This is a genomic window from Niabella agricola (assembly GCF_021538615.1).
GTDB classification, from domain to species: Bacteria; Bacteroidota; Bacteroidia; order Chitinophagales; family Chitinophagaceae; genus Niabella; species Niabella agricola.
This window is the reverse complement of record NZ_JAJHIZ010000003.1, coordinates 3,427,765-3,447,177: the sequence shown is the minus strand read 5'-3', so window position 1 is coordinate 3,447,177 and position 19,413 is coordinate 3,427,765. Positions and strand designations below refer to the sequence as shown.

12 protein-coding genes are annotated in these 19,413 nt (G+C 46.6%); 5 read left to right on the top strand and 7 right to left on the bottom strand.

The genetic code is table 11. From position 1 onward, the window contains the following. Positions 1–20 precede the first annotated feature (20 nt). Positions 21–524, top strand: coding sequence for a hypothetical protein (locus LL912_RS19775; protein WP_235555337.1), 504 nt, complete (start codon positions 21–23; stop codon positions 522–524). A gap of 361 nt (positions 525–885) precedes the next feature. On the opposite strand, the gene LL912_RS19770 is transcribed toward LL912_RS19775, so the two are convergent. From LL912_RS19770 to LL912_RS19760, 3 genes are read right to left on the bottom strand one after another with little or no spacing between them, the layout of a single operon-like run. Next, entirely contained in the window at positions 886–3,369 is a 2,484-nt protein-coding gene (locus LL912_RS19770) for a bifunctional UDP-N-acetylmuramoyl-tripeptide:D-alanyl-D-alanine ligase/alanine racemase (RefSeq protein WP_235555336.1), read from the bottom strand. A gap of 2 nt (positions 3,370–3,371) precedes the next feature. Continuing rightward, positions 3,372–4,343, bottom strand: a complete 972-nt coding sequence (locus tag LL912_RS19765) for a TerC/Alx family metal homeostasis membrane protein (RefSeq protein WP_235555335.1) — start codon at positions 4,341–4,343, stop codon at positions 3,372–3,374. Positions 4,344–4,376: 33 nt separating this feature from the next. Beyond that, a complete protein-coding gene (locus tag LL912_RS19760) occupies positions 4,377–4,742 on the bottom strand; it encodes a HesB/IscA family protein (protein ID WP_235555334.1) in 366 nt (121 codons plus the stop codon). 270 nt (positions 4,743–5,012) lie between these two features. Here LL912_RS19760 and mqnC point away from each other — a divergent pair, with 270 nt between their 5' ends. The 4 genes from mqnC (at position 5,013) to LL912_RS19740 (ending at position 10,202) form a co-directional block, all read left to right on the top strand. Continuing rightward, on the top strand, positions 5,013–6,137 hold the full coding sequence (gene mqnC / locus LL912_RS19755) for a cyclic dehypoxanthinyl futalosine synthase (protein ID WP_235555333.1): 1,125 nt from the start codon (positions 5,013–5,015) through the stop codon (positions 6,135–6,137). A gap of 73 nt (positions 6,138–6,210) precedes the next feature. Continuing rightward, positions 6,211–7,488, top strand: coding sequence for an NAD(P)/FAD-dependent oxidoreductase (locus LL912_RS19750; protein ID WP_235555332.1), 1,278 nt, complete (start codon positions 6,211–6,213; stop codon positions 7,486–7,488). Positions 7,489–7,752: 264 nt separating this feature from the next. Then, on the top strand, positions 7,753–9,363 hold the full coding sequence (locus LL912_RS19745; RefSeq protein ID WP_235555331.1) for a Na+/H+ antiporter: 1,611 nt from the start codon (positions 7,753–7,755) through the stop codon (positions 9,361–9,363). 350 nt (positions 9,364–9,713) lie between these two features. Beyond that, positions 9,714–10,202: an asparaginase domain-containing protein gene (locus tag LL912_RS19740; protein ID WP_235555330.1), complete on the top strand. Its 489-nt coding sequence runs from the start codon at positions 9,714–9,716 to the stop codon at positions 10,200–10,202. Between the two features lie 66 nt (positions 10,203–10,268). Here LL912_RS19740 and LL912_RS19735 read toward each other — a convergent pair whose 3' ends face one another. From LL912_RS19735 to LL912_RS19720, 4 genes are all read right to left on the bottom strand, one after another. Next, positions 10,269–12,899: a glycoside hydrolase family 3 N-terminal domain-containing protein gene (locus tag LL912_RS19735; RefSeq protein WP_235555329.1), complete on the bottom strand. Its 2,631-nt coding sequence runs from the start codon at positions 12,897–12,899 to the stop codon at positions 10,269–10,271. Positions 12,900–13,008: 109 nt separating this feature from the next. Next, positions 13,009–14,580: a SusD/RagB family nutrient-binding outer membrane lipoprotein gene (locus tag LL912_RS19730; RefSeq protein ID WP_235555328.1), complete on the bottom strand. Its 1,572-nt coding sequence runs from the start codon at positions 14,578–14,580 to the stop codon at positions 13,009–13,011. 19 nt (positions 14,581–14,599) lie between these two features. After that, on the bottom strand, positions 14,600–17,920 hold the full coding sequence (locus tag LL912_RS19725; protein WP_235555327.1) for a SusC/RagA family TonB-linked outer membrane protein: 3,321 nt from the start codon (positions 17,918–17,920) through the stop codon (positions 14,600–14,602). A gap of 49 nt (positions 17,921–17,969) precedes the next feature. Beyond that, the gene (locus LL912_RS19720; protein ID WP_235555326.1) at positions 17,970–19,184 is read right to left on the bottom strand and encodes an ROK family transcriptional regulator; all 1,215 of its coding nucleotides are present in this window, start codon (positions 19,182–19,184) and stop codon (positions 17,970–17,972) included. Positions 19,185–19,413: the final 229 nt, after the last annotated feature.

Genomic DNA, 19,413 nt, shown 5'->3' with positions numbered 1-19,413 from the left:
AAAGCAGGAGCAGGGGTGTTTTGCCATTTTCAATTTTTTCATTCAGTTACGGCAACACGCAATTTTCTGCTACAGCAAGTGGAAGTTCAAGTTCCGGTCTTTTTAAGACCCCTGCGAAAGTAGGGAAAATCATTAAGATCATTGAACGATGCGGTATGACCCAATCGCCGCTCATTGGCCGGGCAATAGTGTTTATGGCGGCGGTCTTGCGCCTGTCCGCCGTGGCGGATCACTCACTTCAGCACCTCAATACAGGGCAGCTTATTGTTTTGGACTTGGGCTATTGGTGGAAGATGGAGTCAGCCTTGTCCGCCTTTTACCCGGCGCCACCTGCAAAAACCTACGCCGGCGGAGGTTTTTTCTTCGGCAGCCCACCTGGTCAGGTGGGGGTACACACCTGCCGGCCTTTAGCCACAAAGGTTTTAAAGCACCTGGCTCACCTGCAAGCTTCGTGCGCAAGGGTTTTAGGGAGGCTGGGTTTGCATTTTGCTCCAACAGCAGAGGTTTTTGCTGCGGTAGTTTAGGTTTTAGGCGCGTTTGCCTCACGTTTAGGTAGGGAACGATGATTGGAACCTGGCCTGGTGGCCATGTCTCTTTTGCGCTGGTCTCCAGGCCATTGCTTTACCGTTATTTATTTCCCGGAAAGGAACAACGGGGTGTGCAGACCGGAGGCATGCCCAAGAAAAAGCCCCACGACAAGTTTGTTTTCGGGGGACTTTGGCGACTGGTGCGACATGGAGCATTTGCCACTCCCCAAAAAATGATTAGAAGGGGTGTTCCACAAGCCCCACCCGTCCTCTCAACGATGAAAAATATACAGCAGTACAAGTGTGCGACGCAAGACCGCTGCTACCTGCACCATAGCCGGGCAAAAAAAGACAGCCACTACCCCTCTCCATAATATACCCGCTTTACGCGTTGCGATATACTGGTCATAATCTCATAGGGAATCGTACCGATCCATTCAGCCAGCTGCTGCACCGGAACAGGCGCCCCAAAAATGATTACATCGTCGCCCTCCTTTACACCCGGAATATGCGTAATATCGATCATCGTCATATCCATACAAACCGTTCCGATCACCGGGGCCAGTTGCCCGTTTACCCAAACCTTGCCCACGCCGTTGCCCAGCCGGCGCGAATAACCATCGGCATAACCGATACGCAGGGTAGCAATTACCGAATCTTCTTTGGCAATACCCCTGCGGTTATAGCTGACGGTTTCGCCTTTTTGAATCTTCTTGATTTGAGATATGGTGGTTTTTAGGGTTGCCACGGTTTGCAGCTGCACCCGCGCATTACCGGAGATGCCATAGAGGCCAATGCCCAACCGCACCATGTTCAGCTGCAATTGAGGAAAGCGCAAAATAGCAGAGGTGTTGGCAATATGTTTCAGAAACGGATAGCCGATCGTGTTTTCCAGCACGCCTGCGGCTTCCATCAAAAGTTCGTATTGATGCAAGGTAAACGAATCCTCTACCTGGTCTTCACTGGCTGCCAGGTGCGAAAAAACGGATTGCACCCGTATCCATTCATTGTCTTTTAAATGAGCAGCCAGGGCAGCCATATCGCTTACGGCAAATCCGGTGCGATTCATACCGGTTTCTACCTCAATATGCACGGGATAATGTTTCAGTCCAGAATTTTTCACATGCCGTTCAAAGGCAAGCAGCAATTCAAAGCTAAAAAGATCCGGTTCCAGGTTATAATCGGTAAGTGCATCAAAGGCATTGGCCTCTGTATTGAGCACCATCACCGGAATGGAAATCCCCGCCTTCCGGAGTTCCACTCCTTCATCGGCATAGGCCACACCCAGGTAATCGGCCTTGTGAAACTGTACCACATTGGCGATCTCCGCAGCGCCGCTCCCATAGCCAAAAGCTTTTACCATGGCCATTACCTTAACCCCCGGTTTCAGTTGCTGCTGAATGGTTTTCAGGTTCTGCGCCACTGCATCCAGGTTGATCTCCAATACTGTTTCATGCACTTTTTGTTCCAGTTGGTTCACAATACGCTCAAAGCCAAATTTGCGCGCGCCCTTTACCAGGATGTATTCATCCTGGTACTGCGTACTGTGAAACTGTTCTAAAAATGCATTGGTGGTTAAATAAAAGGCATATTCAGGAATAGCGGTACCGGCAGTAAACAAACCGGCCTGTGCCTGCATTTTTTCACCAATGCCAATCAGTCGGTTCACTCCATAGCGTTGCAACAGCTCCCGGATGGTATGGTATAACGGCTGTGCTTCACCCTTGCTTTCGGGAATATCGGAGAGGATCACCGTTTTCCGTTTTCCACCCGCCTGTTGCTGCAGGAATTGCAATGCTACGGTCAGCGAGTTGAGATCGGCACTATAACTATCATTGATCACAATACAATTATTGATCCCCTGCTTAAATTCCATGCGCATATTCACACGCTGCAATCCTTTCATGCCGCTGATGACGGACGCCGGGGCAATGCCCAGCCATAGCAACACGGCAATACAGGTCAGCGCATTTTCGACAGAGGCCTGATCGGTGAATGGCAGGGTCAGCTCGATAAGATCACCGGCCTTCGGTTTTACCCGTATCACCGTTTCCTCTTCTTTCACCAGGGTATCCAGTACCTGTACCGCGTTGTGCGCTTGCTTACCCCAGGAGAAAAAAACGGCCGGATAGGTTTTGATGCTTTCGCGGATCAGCGAATGATCGCCATTGGCAATGATGACCCTGGCATGTTTGAATAATTTTAATTTTTCGGAAAGCTTTTCGGCATCGTCTTTAAAGCCCTCTGCATGCGCCGGGCCAATATTGGTGAGCACCCCGATGGTAGGCTTAATAATCGGTTCCAGCTTTTTCATTTCCCCGGGCCGGCTGATGCCCGCCTCAAAAATGGCCAGGTTGTTTTCACTGCTGATCTGCCACACGCTCAACGGCACGCCCAGCTGGGAGTTAAAGCTTTTGGGACTTCTAACAATATTCTTATACGGTTGCAGGAGTTGGTACAGCCATTCCTTTACTACAGTCTTTCCGTTACTGCCGGTAATGCCGATCACATCGATGGAATAACGGCTGCGATGGGCCGCGGCGACCTGCTGCAGCGCCTGCAACGTATCGCTTACATGCAGAAATACCGCGCCGGGATAAACCGCTTCATCCACCGGTTGCGATACCACAAAATTGCGGACGCCCTTTTTATACAACTCCGGAATAAAAAGATGCCCGTTGCGTTGCGGACCCTCCAGCGCGAAAAAAAGGGAGGTGGCGGGGGACACCAGTTTACGGCTGTCTGTAAGCAGGGTGTCGATAATGCCTGCAACAAGCGAAGCGTGTGGTTGCAGTCCCAGCAGCCGGGCAATAACTTCAATAGTGTAGAATTGGTCGGCCACCGTTATAAATTTACACTGCCATCTTCTACTTCATCGGGAACGCCTTTCTTCTTTTTGTATATAGAAAAAAGGATGCTGCCCACAATACACAGCACAATAATACCCAGGGAAATGCCCACCTGCTGTTGTTTGCTGAGCCATTGATTGATCCAATGTTCACAAAGCATTTTTATGCCGATAAATACCAGCACGATGGCAATTCCCTGCTGGAGGTAATCAAATTTATTTACAGCGCCTCTCAGCAGGAAGAAGAGAGAACGCAGTCCAAGCACTGCAAAAATATTGGACGTATAAATGATCATCGGATGCCTCGAAATACCCATTACCGCGGGGATAGAATCCAGCGCAAATACAAGGTCAATCCCCGCCAGCATCAACACCACTACAAAAAGCATCGTGTATTTCTTTTTTCCATCCTCAATCACCGAAAACTTTCCGTTTCCATCATGCGGCACCAGCGGGATCACTTTTTTAATCCATTTATAAATAGCATAATCATGGGGATCTTTTTCCTCGCCCTCTCCGGAAGAGAACATTTTAATACCCGTATACAGCAGGAAGGCTCCGAATATATACAACACGAAATGGAAGCGCTCTACCAGGGCCACGCCTACTGTAATAAATATGATACGAAATACAATCGCCATTAAAATTCCCAGCAGCAATACCCGCCCAAAATGTTTTTCTTTTACGGCAAAGGATGAAAAAATAAGAATGAAGACAAAGATATTATCTACACTCAGGCTCCATTCCATCAGGTAGGCGCTGATGTATTCCAGCGCCAAGGTGCGGCCATCTTCAAACCAAACAAATGCAAAAAAACACATGGACAGGCCTACCCAGAAAATGGTCTGGAACAACGCCTGTTTGATTGTAACCACCTTATTTTTCTTACTCATCAATCCCAGGTCAAAGAGCAAAGCCAATACGATTACAATCCCGAAAACCAGGTACGTGATCTGTTCTTGTGTCATTATTTATATATGTATTTTAATGTGGTAGTTGATCTAAACGGCAAAGCTTTCCCCGCAGGCGCAGGTCCGGGATGCATTGGGATTATTGAAATAAAACCCTTTGCCGTTCAGTCCATCGGAAAATTCAAGCGTGGTGTCTAAAAGGTAAAGCAAACTTTTCATATCAGTCACCACTTTTACATCATTATCCTCAAATACCTGGTCCATCGGCTGCTGCTGTGTATCAAAATCCAGTTTATAACTCAAACCGGAGCAGCCGCCGCTTACCACGCTCACCCGCAAAAAATACGAGCCGTTATCTTCCGCCTGCTTTTCAGCCAGGATCTCGCGGATGCGCTTTTTGGCGCTTTCGCTTACGTAAATGTTACCGGGTATTGTATTTTTAGTGTGCTCCGCCATTTTACCTGTCATTTAGAAGTAACGATAACAATTATCCGGCCTAAAAGTTCGAAGCCGGCGCTACTTCTGCTATTATACTGCAAAGATACTTTAGAAAAAGGCTTTTGCCAAACCGGGCTGCGGCTATCGATGAGCAGGCAGGGATGGTTGAGAAGGCATGGCGCAACGGTTGAGACCTTGTGACACAAACCTCTTAATAAAGGAAACAACGCCCTTCAGTACCATAATTACCGGCATCTATCGTACTTTTGTATTTTATTTCAACAGTCTATGATATTACAGGATCTTTATAAAAAAGCCGCGGCGTTTGAATTTTTGAGTGTGGAGGAAGGCGTTTTTCTTTATCACCATGCGCCACTTTCCGACCTGATGTTGATCGCAGATGAGCTGCGGAAGCAACAGGTGCCACATGGAAAAGTAACCTGGCAGATCGACCGCAATGTAAACACGACCAATGTATGTATTGCCAACTGCAAGTTTTGTAATTTTTTCCGTATTCCCGGGCACCCGGATGCTTATATTACCGATATGCCCACTTACCGGAAAAAAATTGAGGAAACCATCAAGTACGGCGGCGACCAGTTGCTGTTGCAGGGCGGGCACCACCCGGAACTGGGGCTTCAGTTTTACGTAGATACCTTCCGCCAGATTAAGGCCGAGTTTCCGGACATCCGGTTACACGCGCTCGGACCACCCGAAATAGCGCATATTACCAAATTGGAAAAAAGTACACACCGGGAAGTATTGCAGGCGCTGAAAGAGGCCGGGCTGGATTCGCTGCCCGGAGCCGGAGCCGAAATACTCATCGACCGGGTACGGCGCCTCATCAGCAAGGGAAAATGCGGCGCCCAGGAATGGCTGGATATCATGCACGAAGCGCACAAACTGGATATTACCACTTCCGCCACCATGATGTTTGGCCATGTGGAAACTATCGAAGAACGTTTTGAACACCTGGTAAAAATACGGGAAGTTCAGAGCCGCAAGCCGGAAGGCGCCAACGGGTTCCTGGCCTTTATTGCCTGGACCTTCCAGGATGTGGATACCTTGCTCACACGGATACGCGGTGTACACAACCTCACCACGGCAGATGAATACATAAAAATGGTAGCCCTCAGCCGCATCATGCTGCCCAATATTAAAAATATTCAGGCCTCCTGGCTTACGGTTGGAAAACCTACAGCCCAGCTGTGTTTACATGCCGGTGCCAATGATTTCGGAAGTATTATGATAGAGGAGAACGTGGTAAGCGCTGCCGGAGCCCCGCACCGGTTCACCTATAAATCCATACAGGAAGCCATTCGCGAAGCCGGTTTTGAACCGCAGCTGCGCACACAGAAATACGAATGGCGTAAGATTCCGGAGGCTATTGTGGAACAAGTGGTGGATTATTAGACCTACAGACCTGTGAGGTTTCCTCCTTCCAAGAAAGAAGAAAACCTCACGGGCCTTTTAAAAATACATTCCTATGGATCAATCGTCTAAAAAAGTAGTGATTGTTGGTGGCGGATTTGCAGGGGTAACCCTGGCCAAGAAACTCAACAACCAACCAGGTTTTGACGTAACCCTGGTAGACAGCAACAATTATAATTTCTTTCCCCCGTTGCTTTACCAGGTAGCTACCGGCTTCCTCGAGCCCTCCAGCATCAGTTATCCGTTCCGGAAATTTTTAAGAGGTAAAAAAAACATCCGTTTCCGGATGGGTGAGTTAAAGAAAGTACTCCCTGATGAACGGCAACTCGTGCTCTCCAATGGTACCCTGAGCTATGATCTTTTAGTACTGGCCACCGGCGCCACTACCAATTATTTCGGCATGGAGCAGGTACAGCAACATGCGATTCCGATGAAAACATTAAGCGATGCCCTCGCCATGCGGAATACGCTTTTGAACCGGCTGGAAGAAGCATCCCGTACTACAGATGTGGATTATAAAAGAAAACTGGTAACCTTTGTGGTTGCAGGTGCAGGTCCTACAGGCGTGGAAATCTCCGGTATGTTTGCAGAAATGCGGGCTACGATCATCCGGAAAGATTATCCCGATCTGATCGGAAGGAACCTGGGAGAAATTTTCCTGGTAGACGGCGGGGATGCGGTGTTAAAACCCATGTCGAAAAATGCCCAGCAGTATTCCAAAAAATCGCTGGAAGCCCTGGGTGTACATATAAAACTCAATACCACCGTAAAGGATTTTGTGAATGATACGGTTTTTTTATCCGATGGCAGCACCATTGAAACCAGGAACCTGATCTGGGCGGCCGGTGTGGCGGCAAAAACATTTGAAGGCATACCAGCGGAATGCTACGGACGTGGCAAGCGCTTAATAGTAGACGCATATAACAAGGTGGAGGGACTGCAGGATGTGTATGCCATCGGCGATACCTGCCTGCAAACCACAGATGCCGCTTTTCCAAACGGGCATCCCCAGGTAGCACAGGTGGCGCTTCAGCAAGGCGCCAACCTCGCAAAGAACCTGCTGCATCCGCAAAACCTCAAACCTTTTGCGTATGTAGATAAAGGGTCCATGGCTATTATCGGGCGTAATAAAGCCGTTGCCGATCTTACCAAACCCAAAATGCGCTTTGGTGGCTTTTTTGCCTGGTTGATCTGGCTGTTCATCCATGTAATGTCCTTACTCACGCTAAAGAACCGACTGCGGACCCTAACCAACTGGATCATTGCTTATTTCAGCAAGGACCAATCTTTCCGGATGATCATCCGGCCGGAAGACCGGGAAGAAACGGTTTAAGGTTTCACGTTAGATCCGTTTTTATACTTGATGCACTTCTGAGAGCTTAAAGTTCCATGCGTGCCCGCCGCGGCGGGTTAAATCCATTTTATGTTTGATGGACTTTTATTCAAGGTACAGGTTCTCACTTCTCCTTTCTGATTTCTCATTGCTCATTGCTAATCCCGGTATTTCATCAGAATACAGACCACCGGACGGGAACAGCATTTTAATTCCATATTCGCAAATTTCCATATTCAAAAAAGAATTTTCGTATATTAAAGCATGATCGAAAGCCGGCTTTTATTGATCCTTACCATGCTGTTCCTGATTACCCTGCTTACCATGCTGGGCAATAAGCTAAAAATCTCTTACCCGATATTTTTAGTGATCGCAGGGCTGATCATCAGTATGATCCCCGGTACACCGGATATAAAGATCAATCCCGACATTGTTTTTTTGATCTTCCTTCCCCCGGTATTATTTTCCGCGGCGATGCAGATGCCCTGGGCCGAGTTCTGGAAGCTAAAGCGTCGTATTGCCATGCTGGGATTTGGGCTTGTATTTTTCACCTCCACTATTATTGCGTTCCTTTCCACAGCGCTGATACCAGGATTTACGCTGGCATTAGGGTTTGTACTGGGTGGCATCATTTCCCCGCCGGATGCAGTAGCGGCTACCTCCGTATTAAAAGGCCTAAAGGTTCCGCGCAGCGTGGTGAACCTGCTGGAAGGTGAAAGCCTGGTAAATGACGCGTCCAGCCTGATTGTATACCGCTTTGCGTTGCTTGCGGTGATCTCCGGCCAGTTTAGCACATGGACGGCCACCCAAAGCTTTTTTATTGTAGCTGGTATGGGCATTTGTATCGGGTTAGCCATTGCGGGTATCATTTACCTGATCCTCCGGTTTTTTCCCACCACATCGGCCATTGACACCGCCTTTACCCTGCTGTCGCCCTATGTAATGTACCTGGTGGCGGAGCAGTTTCATTGCTCCGGAGTATTGTCGGTGGTTGCAGGCGGGTTGTTCCTGAGCTATCATACCCACCGGATGCTGGGATACCAGTCGCGGATCCATATGGCTGGTGTATGGGATACGCTTACCTTTTTATTAAACGGGTTTATTTTCATTCTTATCGGATTGCAGCTGCCCTTTATCGTTTCCAATTTCACTAAAAATACCGTCAAGGAAGCGCTTGGTTACGGGCTCATTATCAGCGTAGCGGTGATCATCATCCGGATCGTTTGGGTGTATACCTCCAACTATGTCAGAGTGCGCATTAAACGCCGATGGTCGCCCGGCACAGCGGTTCCCACGAATAAAGAAACGTTTTTAGTTGCCTGGTGTGGCATGCGGGGTGTGGTATCGCTGGCTGCAGCCCTCGCCATTCCTTTCTATATAAAAAATAATGTAGAGTTTCCTTACCGGTACCTGATCCTCTTCATAACGTTTGTTGTCATCATCGTAACATTGGTGGTACAGGGACTTACGATATCTCCCCTGATCCGGTTGCTGAAGATCCGGGATGCTGCTGAAGACAAACGGAAAGCAGAAAACCAGCAGTTGAAATTGCGGCTGGCGGAGCTGGCACTGAAATATATCGATGTACATTATAAGGATGACCTGGAACAAAGCGAGCCGTTTTTATTAACGCGCAACCGGTACAGTCATATGATTGACGCCGCCAAACAAAAGCTGGGTTTGAAACCCGGAGATGGTCCGGCCGCAGATGAATCTATGCCACGGTTCCGGCAATTGCTGCTGGAACTGATCGATGTAAAGCGCAATGAGCTGATGAAATACCGGATCAATGGAGCCTTTAGCGAGGAGCTCATTAAAGAAAAAGAATGGGAGCTGGATCTTGAAGAAGCCCGGCTAAGAAGCAGGAAGGGATAAGCAGTTGCAGGTTTCAGTTCAAGGTTTCAGGTTGGGGGCGCGTCCAGAGCCCGATGCAGGATGTCCGATCCTTTTGCTGCCGGCAGCAAGGGCCCCGCTGGGTAATTAACAACCACTAACCCGCTGATGCCAGAAGCCGAGGGCTGAAAACCGATTACCGGCAACTGATTTCAGAAAATCAATTTATTTAACCAATGCGTTTTACATTTTGCAAGTTTGACTTTGGAACACCGTTAAACCACTAATAAAACCCTATCCCAATCATTTAAATTAAAAAAACACGATCAGGTGTTCTTATTGCAAACCAGGGCCGCGCCTGTATTCTGACCTGAATGCGATACTTTTGTACTATGGCAATACGCATCTTTATAACCGGTGGAACGTTTGATAAAGAATACAACATGTTGAATGGTGAGCTTTACTTTAAAGACACGCATTTGCAGGAGTTACTTGAAAAAGGACGCAACACCGTACCGGTTGAAATCCGGACCCTGATGATGGTAGACAGCCTGGAAATGACCGATGAAGACCGGGAACTGATCGCTTACCAATGCGAGCAGGCCGATGAAGAACAGATCGTGATCACTCATGGAACGGACACCATGTCTGTAACCGCACAACTGTTAGCAGAACGGATCAAAAACAAAACGATTGTGCTCACCGGGGCTATGATCCCCATTAAGTTTGGTAGCTCCGACGGATTATTCAACCTGGGCAGCGCTATTGCCTTTGCACAATCGCTCCCTCATGGTGTGTACGTAGCCATGAACGGGCGCTATTTCAAAGCCGGCAAAGTACGTAAGAACCGGCAAACGGGTGTGTTTGAAGAAATAGCGTAAACCTTTCTGTTCTTTTTCAGACAAAAGGATAATCCGGGCGCCTTTATATCACTGGGCCTGCTTTCTTTACTCTACTATCAACGTCGTCCGCAACCGGATGTCCGCGGAAGAGGCGCCAATCATAATACTAAAACTCCCGGGCTCAACCACCCATTTCATCTGCTGGTTCAGCAGCTGCAATAATTCCGGTGTGATCAGGAAATCAAGTTCCTTTGTATCTCCGGGCTTCAGCAGCACCCGTTGCAATCCTTTTAAGGCGAGCACCGGCTGTGCAAGCGACGATTCATCATCACGGATATAAAGCTGCGGCACTTCATCGCCGGCCATTGTTCCGGTATTCTTTATGGTAAAATGTACCCGTACCGAATCTGCAATTCCAATGACCGGTTTATCGAGCCGGATATTGCTGTACTCAAATGTTGTATAACTAAGCCCAAAACCAAAGGGAAATAACGGCCGGCCAGACAGGTTCTCATAATCATCTCCTCGACCCGTCGGCTTATGATTGTATACCAGGGGCAGCTGGGCTTCATGTAACGGAAAGGTAATGGGTAGGCGTCCGGCCGGATTATAGTCGCCCATCAATACATCCGCAACCGCACGACCGCCTTCCTCACCCGGATACCAGGCTTGCAGAACGGACTTTACACCGCAGATCCAATTGCTCATTGTTATAGCACTTCCGCCCACCAGCAGTACCACAACCGGCTTTCCTGTTTTTGATACCCGTTGTATCAGTTCCTCCTGCATGCCGGGAAGCGATAACAGGGCGCGATCTCTAAACTCTCCCTCTTCGATACCCGCAGCAATTACCACCGCGTCTGCCTTTTCAGCAACAGCCACGGCTTCGCGGATCCGGGCCGCCCGATCATCCGCACCCTGGAAGATCAGTTGCAGTTTTCCATTACCCACCGGTTCATAATACTCTACTTTTAGCTTATACGTTTTTCCTTTCACAAAAGAAACCGGGACAAGCGCAGTTCTGAAAGACTCTTTTTTCCAGTTGTCAATGACCAGCTCATCATCAAGATACAGACGAAAACCATCGTTACCACTCAATCCCAGCCGATAATCGCCTGAAGCATCCGGCCGGATCATACCTTCCCAACGAACCGCATAAAAATCCTGCTGCAGCTTTGAGGATGGACCGGAGAGCGTCCAGAGCTTATCAATCGCCTGGTCAGTACCTGTATCAACCGGCGTACCCGAAAAATCGATACGGTCAAACACACTGAATCGTAACCCTCTTTTTAAAACCGTTCCTTCGGCATGCCAAAGCAGGTCTGCCGGAATGATCTTCCAGGCTTTATCGCTCCTTCCCGGGCCGGGAGCATACAGGATTTCGGTGGTGGCTCCGTTCTTTTCTTTTAGCCCTTCCAGTATAGAAACCTTATTTGTACCCGGGCCGCTGTATCCTCCCAGCCGGGCTTCGGCAGCATCGGTGCCAATAACCGCCAGCTTCCGGATCGTTTTTGCAAAGGGAAGCATCCGGTCTTCATTTTTCAGCAACACCAACGATTCAAGCGCTGCCTGTTTTGCCACCGGTTTATGGTCATATTTTATGGCTGCCTTCTTTTCATCCACATAGGGCGTTTCAAAAAGCCCCAGTTCAAACTTTGCCCGCAGCACCCGCGCCACGGCATCATCGATCCGCTCCTGGTTGATCTTCCCGTCATAAAAATGCGGTGCAAATAATTTGTAGTGCTGGTAGTCGGTCTGAAAAATCACATCCAGTCCGCCATTGATCGCCTGGACACCGGACTCCGGGTAATCTTTTGCCGTATGATGCAGCACCAGCGCCCCGCCGGTTGCCCCCGCATCCGAAATTACAAAACCATTAAAGCCCCATTCTTTTTTCAGTTTTGTATTCAATAGCCAGGAGTTTGCGGTGCAGGCTGTTCCATCCAATGAGTTATAAGCTGTCATAACCGACCGGCTTCCGCCTTTTTGAAAACAAGCCTTAAACGGCAAAAAATGGGTTTCCTCCAAAAAGCGTTCACTCCAGTGAATGGGGTAGCTATCGCGTCCTCCATCGCCCACATTCGCTACAAAATGTTTCGGTGTGGTAACGATATTTTTTTTCTCAAAAGCGCTCACAAAAACAACTCCCATTGCTGATGTCAGAAAAGGATCTTCCCCATAGGTTTCCTCCGTTCTTCCCCAACGCACGTCCGTGGCCAGGTTCACTACCGGAGTAAGGATCTGGCGGATCCCTCTTTGCTTTGTTTCATCCGCGATGGCATTGGCTACCTGGCGCATTATTGCCGTATCAAAAGTGGCAGCCAAACCGATGGACTGGGGAAAGGAAGTGGCGTCGCTACGCACCAGTCCATGCAGTGCTTCATCAAAAAACAATAACGGGATCCCCAACCGGGTATTTTCAATAAAATAGCGCTGGATGCCGTTGATCTTCTTTGCCAGCGTCAACGCATTCTCCTTACTCTGGTTATAACTCAGCATTTGCTGGGCCGCTTCACCGGCACCGGTTGTAGCCGCGCTCACCTGGAAGCCAAACAAGCCGTTCTTATATTGATCCGGCGCAGCCTTGTCCAAATCGCCCGGTATCATAAATAGCTGCCAGAACTTTTCCTCTGGTGACATGCGGGAAAGCAGGTCCTGTACGCGGGTTTCGATGGGCAAGCGGGAATTTTTGTAGGGCAATAGCTGTTGGGCTTTTCCACAGAATGATGAATACATAAAACAGATCGCAAGTATTATATAAATGGATTTGCGCATAGCATATTTATTAAAAAAAAGGCCACTCCAACAGATGCTGAAGTAGCCTGAAAAGTACGGATATTATTTCTTACTTAACGTCCCAAAAGATTTTAGTAGTGATCTTATCGTTGTCTTTAACTGCTGCATAATTTTCTGCATTATATGTTTGCTCATTTGTCGGATATTGCCAGCGACTGGGTGGCATTTTTTGTGCATTCGTATTATCAGCTGTGAATGTTAAAGCGGGTAGTTTTAAACGCCTTACTTCGGCCCAGTTTTCTAACGGCTGCAGTACGCTATAATTGATCCATTTTTGCGTTGCAATAAGATTTAATTTAGCTGCATTGGCACCCAACCAGATTACGCCTGGTGATGCCAAATATGCTGTTTTTAAAACATTACTAACTGTTCCTCCGCTTAAGAAAGCATAATAGTCTATAGAAATTTTAACGCCATTTTCATAGGCTGTTTTTGCTGCCGCATCATTACCATTGTTCAGATAATATTCCGAAATATAAAAATAGGTTTCAGCAGCGTTGATTAACATCCCGGGGATATTAATATTCTGCGAAATGTTGGTAAAATTATAACGTGACAATGTTCCTCCATTTGCTAAATCAGCCTGAGTATTGGAAGGTAAGCTTGGATCCAGGCCCGCATAATTACCTCCGGCATTAGCACCCGGTTGAAACATCAGCGATAATCTCGGGTCAGTGTTCGCCTTCATATAATCAATTAATTGCTTTGATGGAATGTCTCCACCCCCCCAACCAATAAGACCCGTATAAAAGGCTGCACTCTGACCTGTAGCTGTACCATTATTGACCCCGGAGGAGGCATTATAAACTTCAATCGCTATTTTATCATCATTGGAAGTCACAACAGGATAACTTGAGGGATTATTTAAAATGGACGCAATTTCTGTATTTGCCCTCGCCTGGAATGCAGCAACACCAGAAGCCCGCATCAGCAACTTTATCCTCAAAGAATTGCAATACTTCTTCCACAAAGTAATATCGCCCTGATTAATAAAATCCTGTGATTTTAACGTTGCTGCTACGGGCGCTGATAATGAAACGGTATTCAGTTCTTCGGCAAATCCTTTTAAATCATCAAGCATTTTCGTATAAATATCACTGGCTTTGTCATACTTCGCATAGGAAGCGCCCACATCTCCCTTATTCGTGCTTAAAAGGCCGGCGGCTGACCAGGGAATATCACCGTGCAGATCTACAACTTTCTGAGATTGATCGTAAAAATGAATCGTTGCCAAAGTAACATAAATTTTCTTTGCTGCTTTTTCTTCATCCGTAGACTTGTTATATACGTTCAGCAGTTCTTTATACTGCGCAAGAAAGTTATAAAAGTTGGACCACCGGTCTGATACAGCTGCCGCACCCGGCACATATCTTGCAGGAATATTATTAACGCCCACAGCCTGCGACCAGGGCAATGCCGTATTTTGAAGAACAACAAAATAATTCCAATATTTATACATGACATAGTCGAGATCGGCTGCGATAAAACCAGCAAATTGCTTTTCGATCGTTGTCGTTCCTACTGTTTTAGGATTAATATAATGGTCGGCGAACTGCTGTTTGGTACAGGACACTATTCCTGTAACAGCAACAATAACCGTAGCAAAAATTATTTTTTTCATATTAGTATCTTTTTCAGTATTAAAATGTTGCCCGAATCATTGCACCAAAAGTCCTGGTAGACGGCTGGCTTCCGGCGTTGTTAAGATTGTTGTACCACACATTGCTTGTAGTTAGCTGCTCTGCGTCCATATCCTTTATAGTCCGGTATAAGTAGAATGGATTTCTTGCAAATACAGAAACCGTCACCCGCTGTGCCCAAACTTTTGAGGCAATCTTGGAAGGCAGGGTGTATGCAAGTGATATCTCTCTCATTTTGATGTAATTGTTTTTTTGTACATATAAATTATACAACGCACTCGGCGAATACTGGGGTCCTCCCCAATTATAAATATTCCAATAATAATATGCCTGGGATATAATATTCGTATTCTCTTTGCCATCAGCTGTAACGCCCTTCAACAGCATACCATCATGCAAAACCGTCTCTCCTTTGGGTCCGGATGTACCTGTTGTTGCAATGCCCTTTCCATCTGCATCCAAATAATAACTAAGTCCGCCGTGAGCTGCATCCATGTACTTAAGGCTTTCTTCAGTTATACCACGGCTATTCATCCAAAACAAACCGGTTGGAATCACATACCCCCCGTATTTGAAATCCGCATTAAATGTTAATGCAAAATTCTTATAGGTAAATGTGTTCAGAATACCACCCGCACCTTTTACCTGGCTGTTTCCTCCCGACACCATTTTGTTGGGATCCTGTTGATATAAACCATCGTCAGTAATAATTGCCTGACCGTTGTCGTTTACCAGGGTGGGGTGTACATAGATATCACCCACGGGCTGACCAACTACGGATTTTATCTGATACGCGTTTCCATCATTATCAGCGTGAATCAGCTCTTTAGAGCCATTTGCCAGTTTAACGATTTTATTGGTATTCGTAAAGTAGTTTAACGTAAGATTCCATCGAAAATCTCTGGTTTGTATAGGCGTTGCATTAATGTTCGCCTCAAATCCTTTGTTTGAAAGTTCGGCCACATTCGATAAAATAGTGGAAGCCCCCATACTTTGAGGAAGTGTCAGGTTTATGATAAGATCATATACTTTATCATGATAGTACGAAACATCAAAATTAAGCCGCTTATTGAATGTTTCAACGGCCAGACCGAACTCTAAAGTTTTCTTTTTCTCAGGTCTGATGTTGTCATTCCCGTATGGATTTGTAATGGTGGAAGTAGTTAACACGGGGTTACCGCCTGAAGTTTGCACGCCAAGATTACCAGTATTATAAGCCACGTTGGCCAGGTAGGCTGCGGGATAGCTACCAACTACCCCCCACGAAGCACGCAGCTTAGCATAATTAATTACCTGCGGCAGCTTGAAGATATCCGATAGAATAAGACTACCATTTACAGCAGGATACGTAAATGTATTATTTTGGGGATTCATGGTAGATGTTCTATCCCTTCGTATTGTACCTTCCAGGAAAGCATAATTCTTGTAGTTAAAATTTAAAGTGCCCAGAAAAGCATCTGTTGTTAAATAAGTTTGACTTCCGCTGCTATTATAGGGCGTGTTGTAGGATGCGGTCAGGTCAAATTTATTTTCCACGCCCAATCCACCATTTGTTCCCACGCTGGTGTTCATGCCTTTTTCATCCCTTGCAGTATAACCCGCTGTAGCCGACAGACTAAAGTCTTCGGAAATTTGCTTATTGTAATTCAGTAAGACATCGCCGTACAGGATATTATAATTATATGTAGATTGTGTATATCCGCCCGACGGGCCATAAGCTATCGGTTGTGAAGAAAGTGATTTATTCAAGGTTCTGTTAAAAGAAAGATCTGTTGCTATTTTTCCACGCAAGGAAAGGTCATTCGTAATTTTCAACGTGTTTGTAATACTCGATATTAACCGGTTATTGTATTCATCTACATTATTTGACATAAGATTCCATACATAATCCAGGATATCGGTACGGTAGTTGGGAATCTTAATGTTTTCGTCAGGGGTCAGGCTTCGGTTACTACCGGTAACATATTTATAACCAAGGCTGGTTCTATACTTGTTAAAATACCAGTCGCCATTATCAAATGCCGGCATCATACCCGTAAAATTATTTACCATTCGATCAACTAAAAAAGGACGATTATGAACGTTCTGATTGATGTAATTGATCATCAAATCCATTGAATAGTTCTTACTGAATCGAACCGTGCTGTTAAAATTGGCATTCAATTTTTCATCCTTTGAGTTCTTGCTTATACCTTCAAATCTTTGATGTGTTAATGACAAACGAATGTCTGCCTTATCCGTTGCACTGCTAACGGCTATGTTTTGTGTTGAATTCTGGCCTTTCTGAAATAAGTTCGCATACCGGTCCGGCTGCGCCGAATAGGGCCGCACCTGGCCGTCCCATGTAAGAATCGGCTTACCATCGAACAGTGGCCCGAAGTTCAAACCAGCTTGAACATTCGTTCTATACTTTGTACCATTCAGGGTATAACTTCCAAACCCATCAGCATCGCTTTGATATACACCATAGGGAACCGGGAAGCCAGCTCCTCTTACATTTTGAAGACGTGGCAAGTAGGCTACCCGATCCTGGAAGTAGGTAGCATTAAAATCAACCGAGAATCCTTTCCCTTTTGCTTTCTTTGAGGTAAGCAAAAGAACACCGTTTTTACCTTCAGAACCATACAATGCAGCGGCAGCGGCGCCCTTAAGGACCGTAACGCTTTCCATATCTTCCAGGTTCAAATCAATCAGACCATTTCCCCGTACACGGCCATCTCCCCAATAATCACCACTATTGAAGCCGCCGTCTCTGATTGGAATACCATCAAGAACGATTAATGGGGTAGAGCTATAGCTAATAGAGTTTAACCCTCTCAATTGCATCACCACACCCGCTGTGGAACCTCCGGGAGCGGAAGACACCTGCAACCCAGGTACTTTTCCGTATAATGCCGCTGCAAAATTTGTAGGTGCCGTTTTTACAAGATCCCCGGCAGACACAGTTGAGGTTGCATATCCCAAAGAACGCTGTTGCCGTTTTACACCAAGTGCAGTAACAACAACACCTTCCAAACTGCCCTGATCGGCCGCTAATATTATTGACAACGTATTATTCCCGGTTACCCTTAGTACCTTTGTTGCGAACCCAACAGAGCTAACCTCCAATTCAGGACTACCTTCCACATTAATGGAATATTCTCCCTTTTCATTGGCAACCGTAGCCTGACTGCGACCCTTTACCGTTATCGTGGCACCTGGAACAGGCTTTCCCTCCGCATCAGTGATCACGCCAGTTATCGTCCGCTTAACCTGAGCCTGCAGGCTTCCATAGCCCAACAGCAAAGCGACGAAAACAAACAATACATGTTTCTTCTTCATTTTTTTCTCATTTAAATAATTATAAAATGTTTGGCTTATTTTATAGGTATTATTGCAAAACAACTTTTTTAGCTGTTTCTTTTATTTTTGACCTCGACAGGTTTTCTAACACCAATGCCGCAGCGCCGATTAACTCCGCCTTATGCCCCAGGGTTGACATTTTGACCAGCGTGTTGCCCACCAGGCGGGGAATGCAGTGTTCGTTCACCGCCTGCAGCACCGGGGCCTGCCAGATACGGCCTGCCTGGGCACCACGCCCGCTTAGCACAATTAGTTCCGGGTTAAACAGGTGAATCAGTACGGCCACGCCCCTTCCGATGTCATAACCCGCAGCGGTAAGTAATTTCACCACATACTCGTCGCCCATCTGTGCGGCTTTTACAATCGCCTGCCAATCCTGCTCGACAGAGCCGGTGCGAAAGTCTTTTTTTAAAAAAGCCGCCGTACTTTTTCTTTTCAATCCCTGCTCTGCCTTCTCAATAATCACCTTTAATGAAGTTTCGGTTTCCAGACAACCTCTCTTCCCGCAGGAGCATACCTTATTGTTATTAAAGAAAGGAATATGGCTAAACTCTCCCGCAAATCCGTTTTCACCGCGGTACAACTGATTGTTGAGAATCAGGCCCAATCCCACGCCCCAGCCCAGGTTCACCACCATTGTATTACGCGTTCCCGCAGCCGCTCCAAAACGATGCTCCGCCAGCGCCACAATACTGGAATCATTATCGATGTAAACCGGCACACCCAATGCATGACTCAGATAACCCGCAATGCTCTTACTTTCATTCGGAAAAAACGAATAATTAATCCCCTGCAGCGCATCAATAAACCCCGGCATTCCAATACCCACTCCCAGCACTTTTTTCTTCGGAATTTTCGATTTTTTAATGGCCTGCTCAATGATGGTTTTTAACTGCTGCAGCGCGTTGGGATTATTAGCCAACGGCAACTCATGTTGTGCAACAGCACTTACCGGCCTATTATGAAAATCAACAATGGCGATCCGGGTAATCAATTGATCCATGGCCACCGCAACCAAATACATAGCATCTGGCTTTACCGCATACATTGCGGGGCGCCGCCCCCCGTTTGAAGGGGCTAATCCATTTTCCTCTACTACCCCCTCCTCGATCAAATTATTGAGCATCTGGGTAGTGAGCGGAATACTCTTGCCGATCCGGGAGCTCAATTCTGCACAAGACAAGGATCCTGCATAGTAAAACTCCCTGAAAATCGCATGTTTATATAGCAATCGCTTTTGCATGAATAAATCGTTAATTCAAAATTAACGAACTTTTTAAAATAATTAATAAGTATTTTAATATTTTTTTATTTTTTACAAAAAAAATATATCTATCAGCTTACGCCTGCGTTCATCATACGCCGGTACAACACCTCAACCCTTGTTTCGGTCGAAACGGAGGTTTTGCCGATAGCCAGCAACTTCAGACACCCGCATAAAAAAAGCCGCCCCCGGCATACCGGAGGCGGCT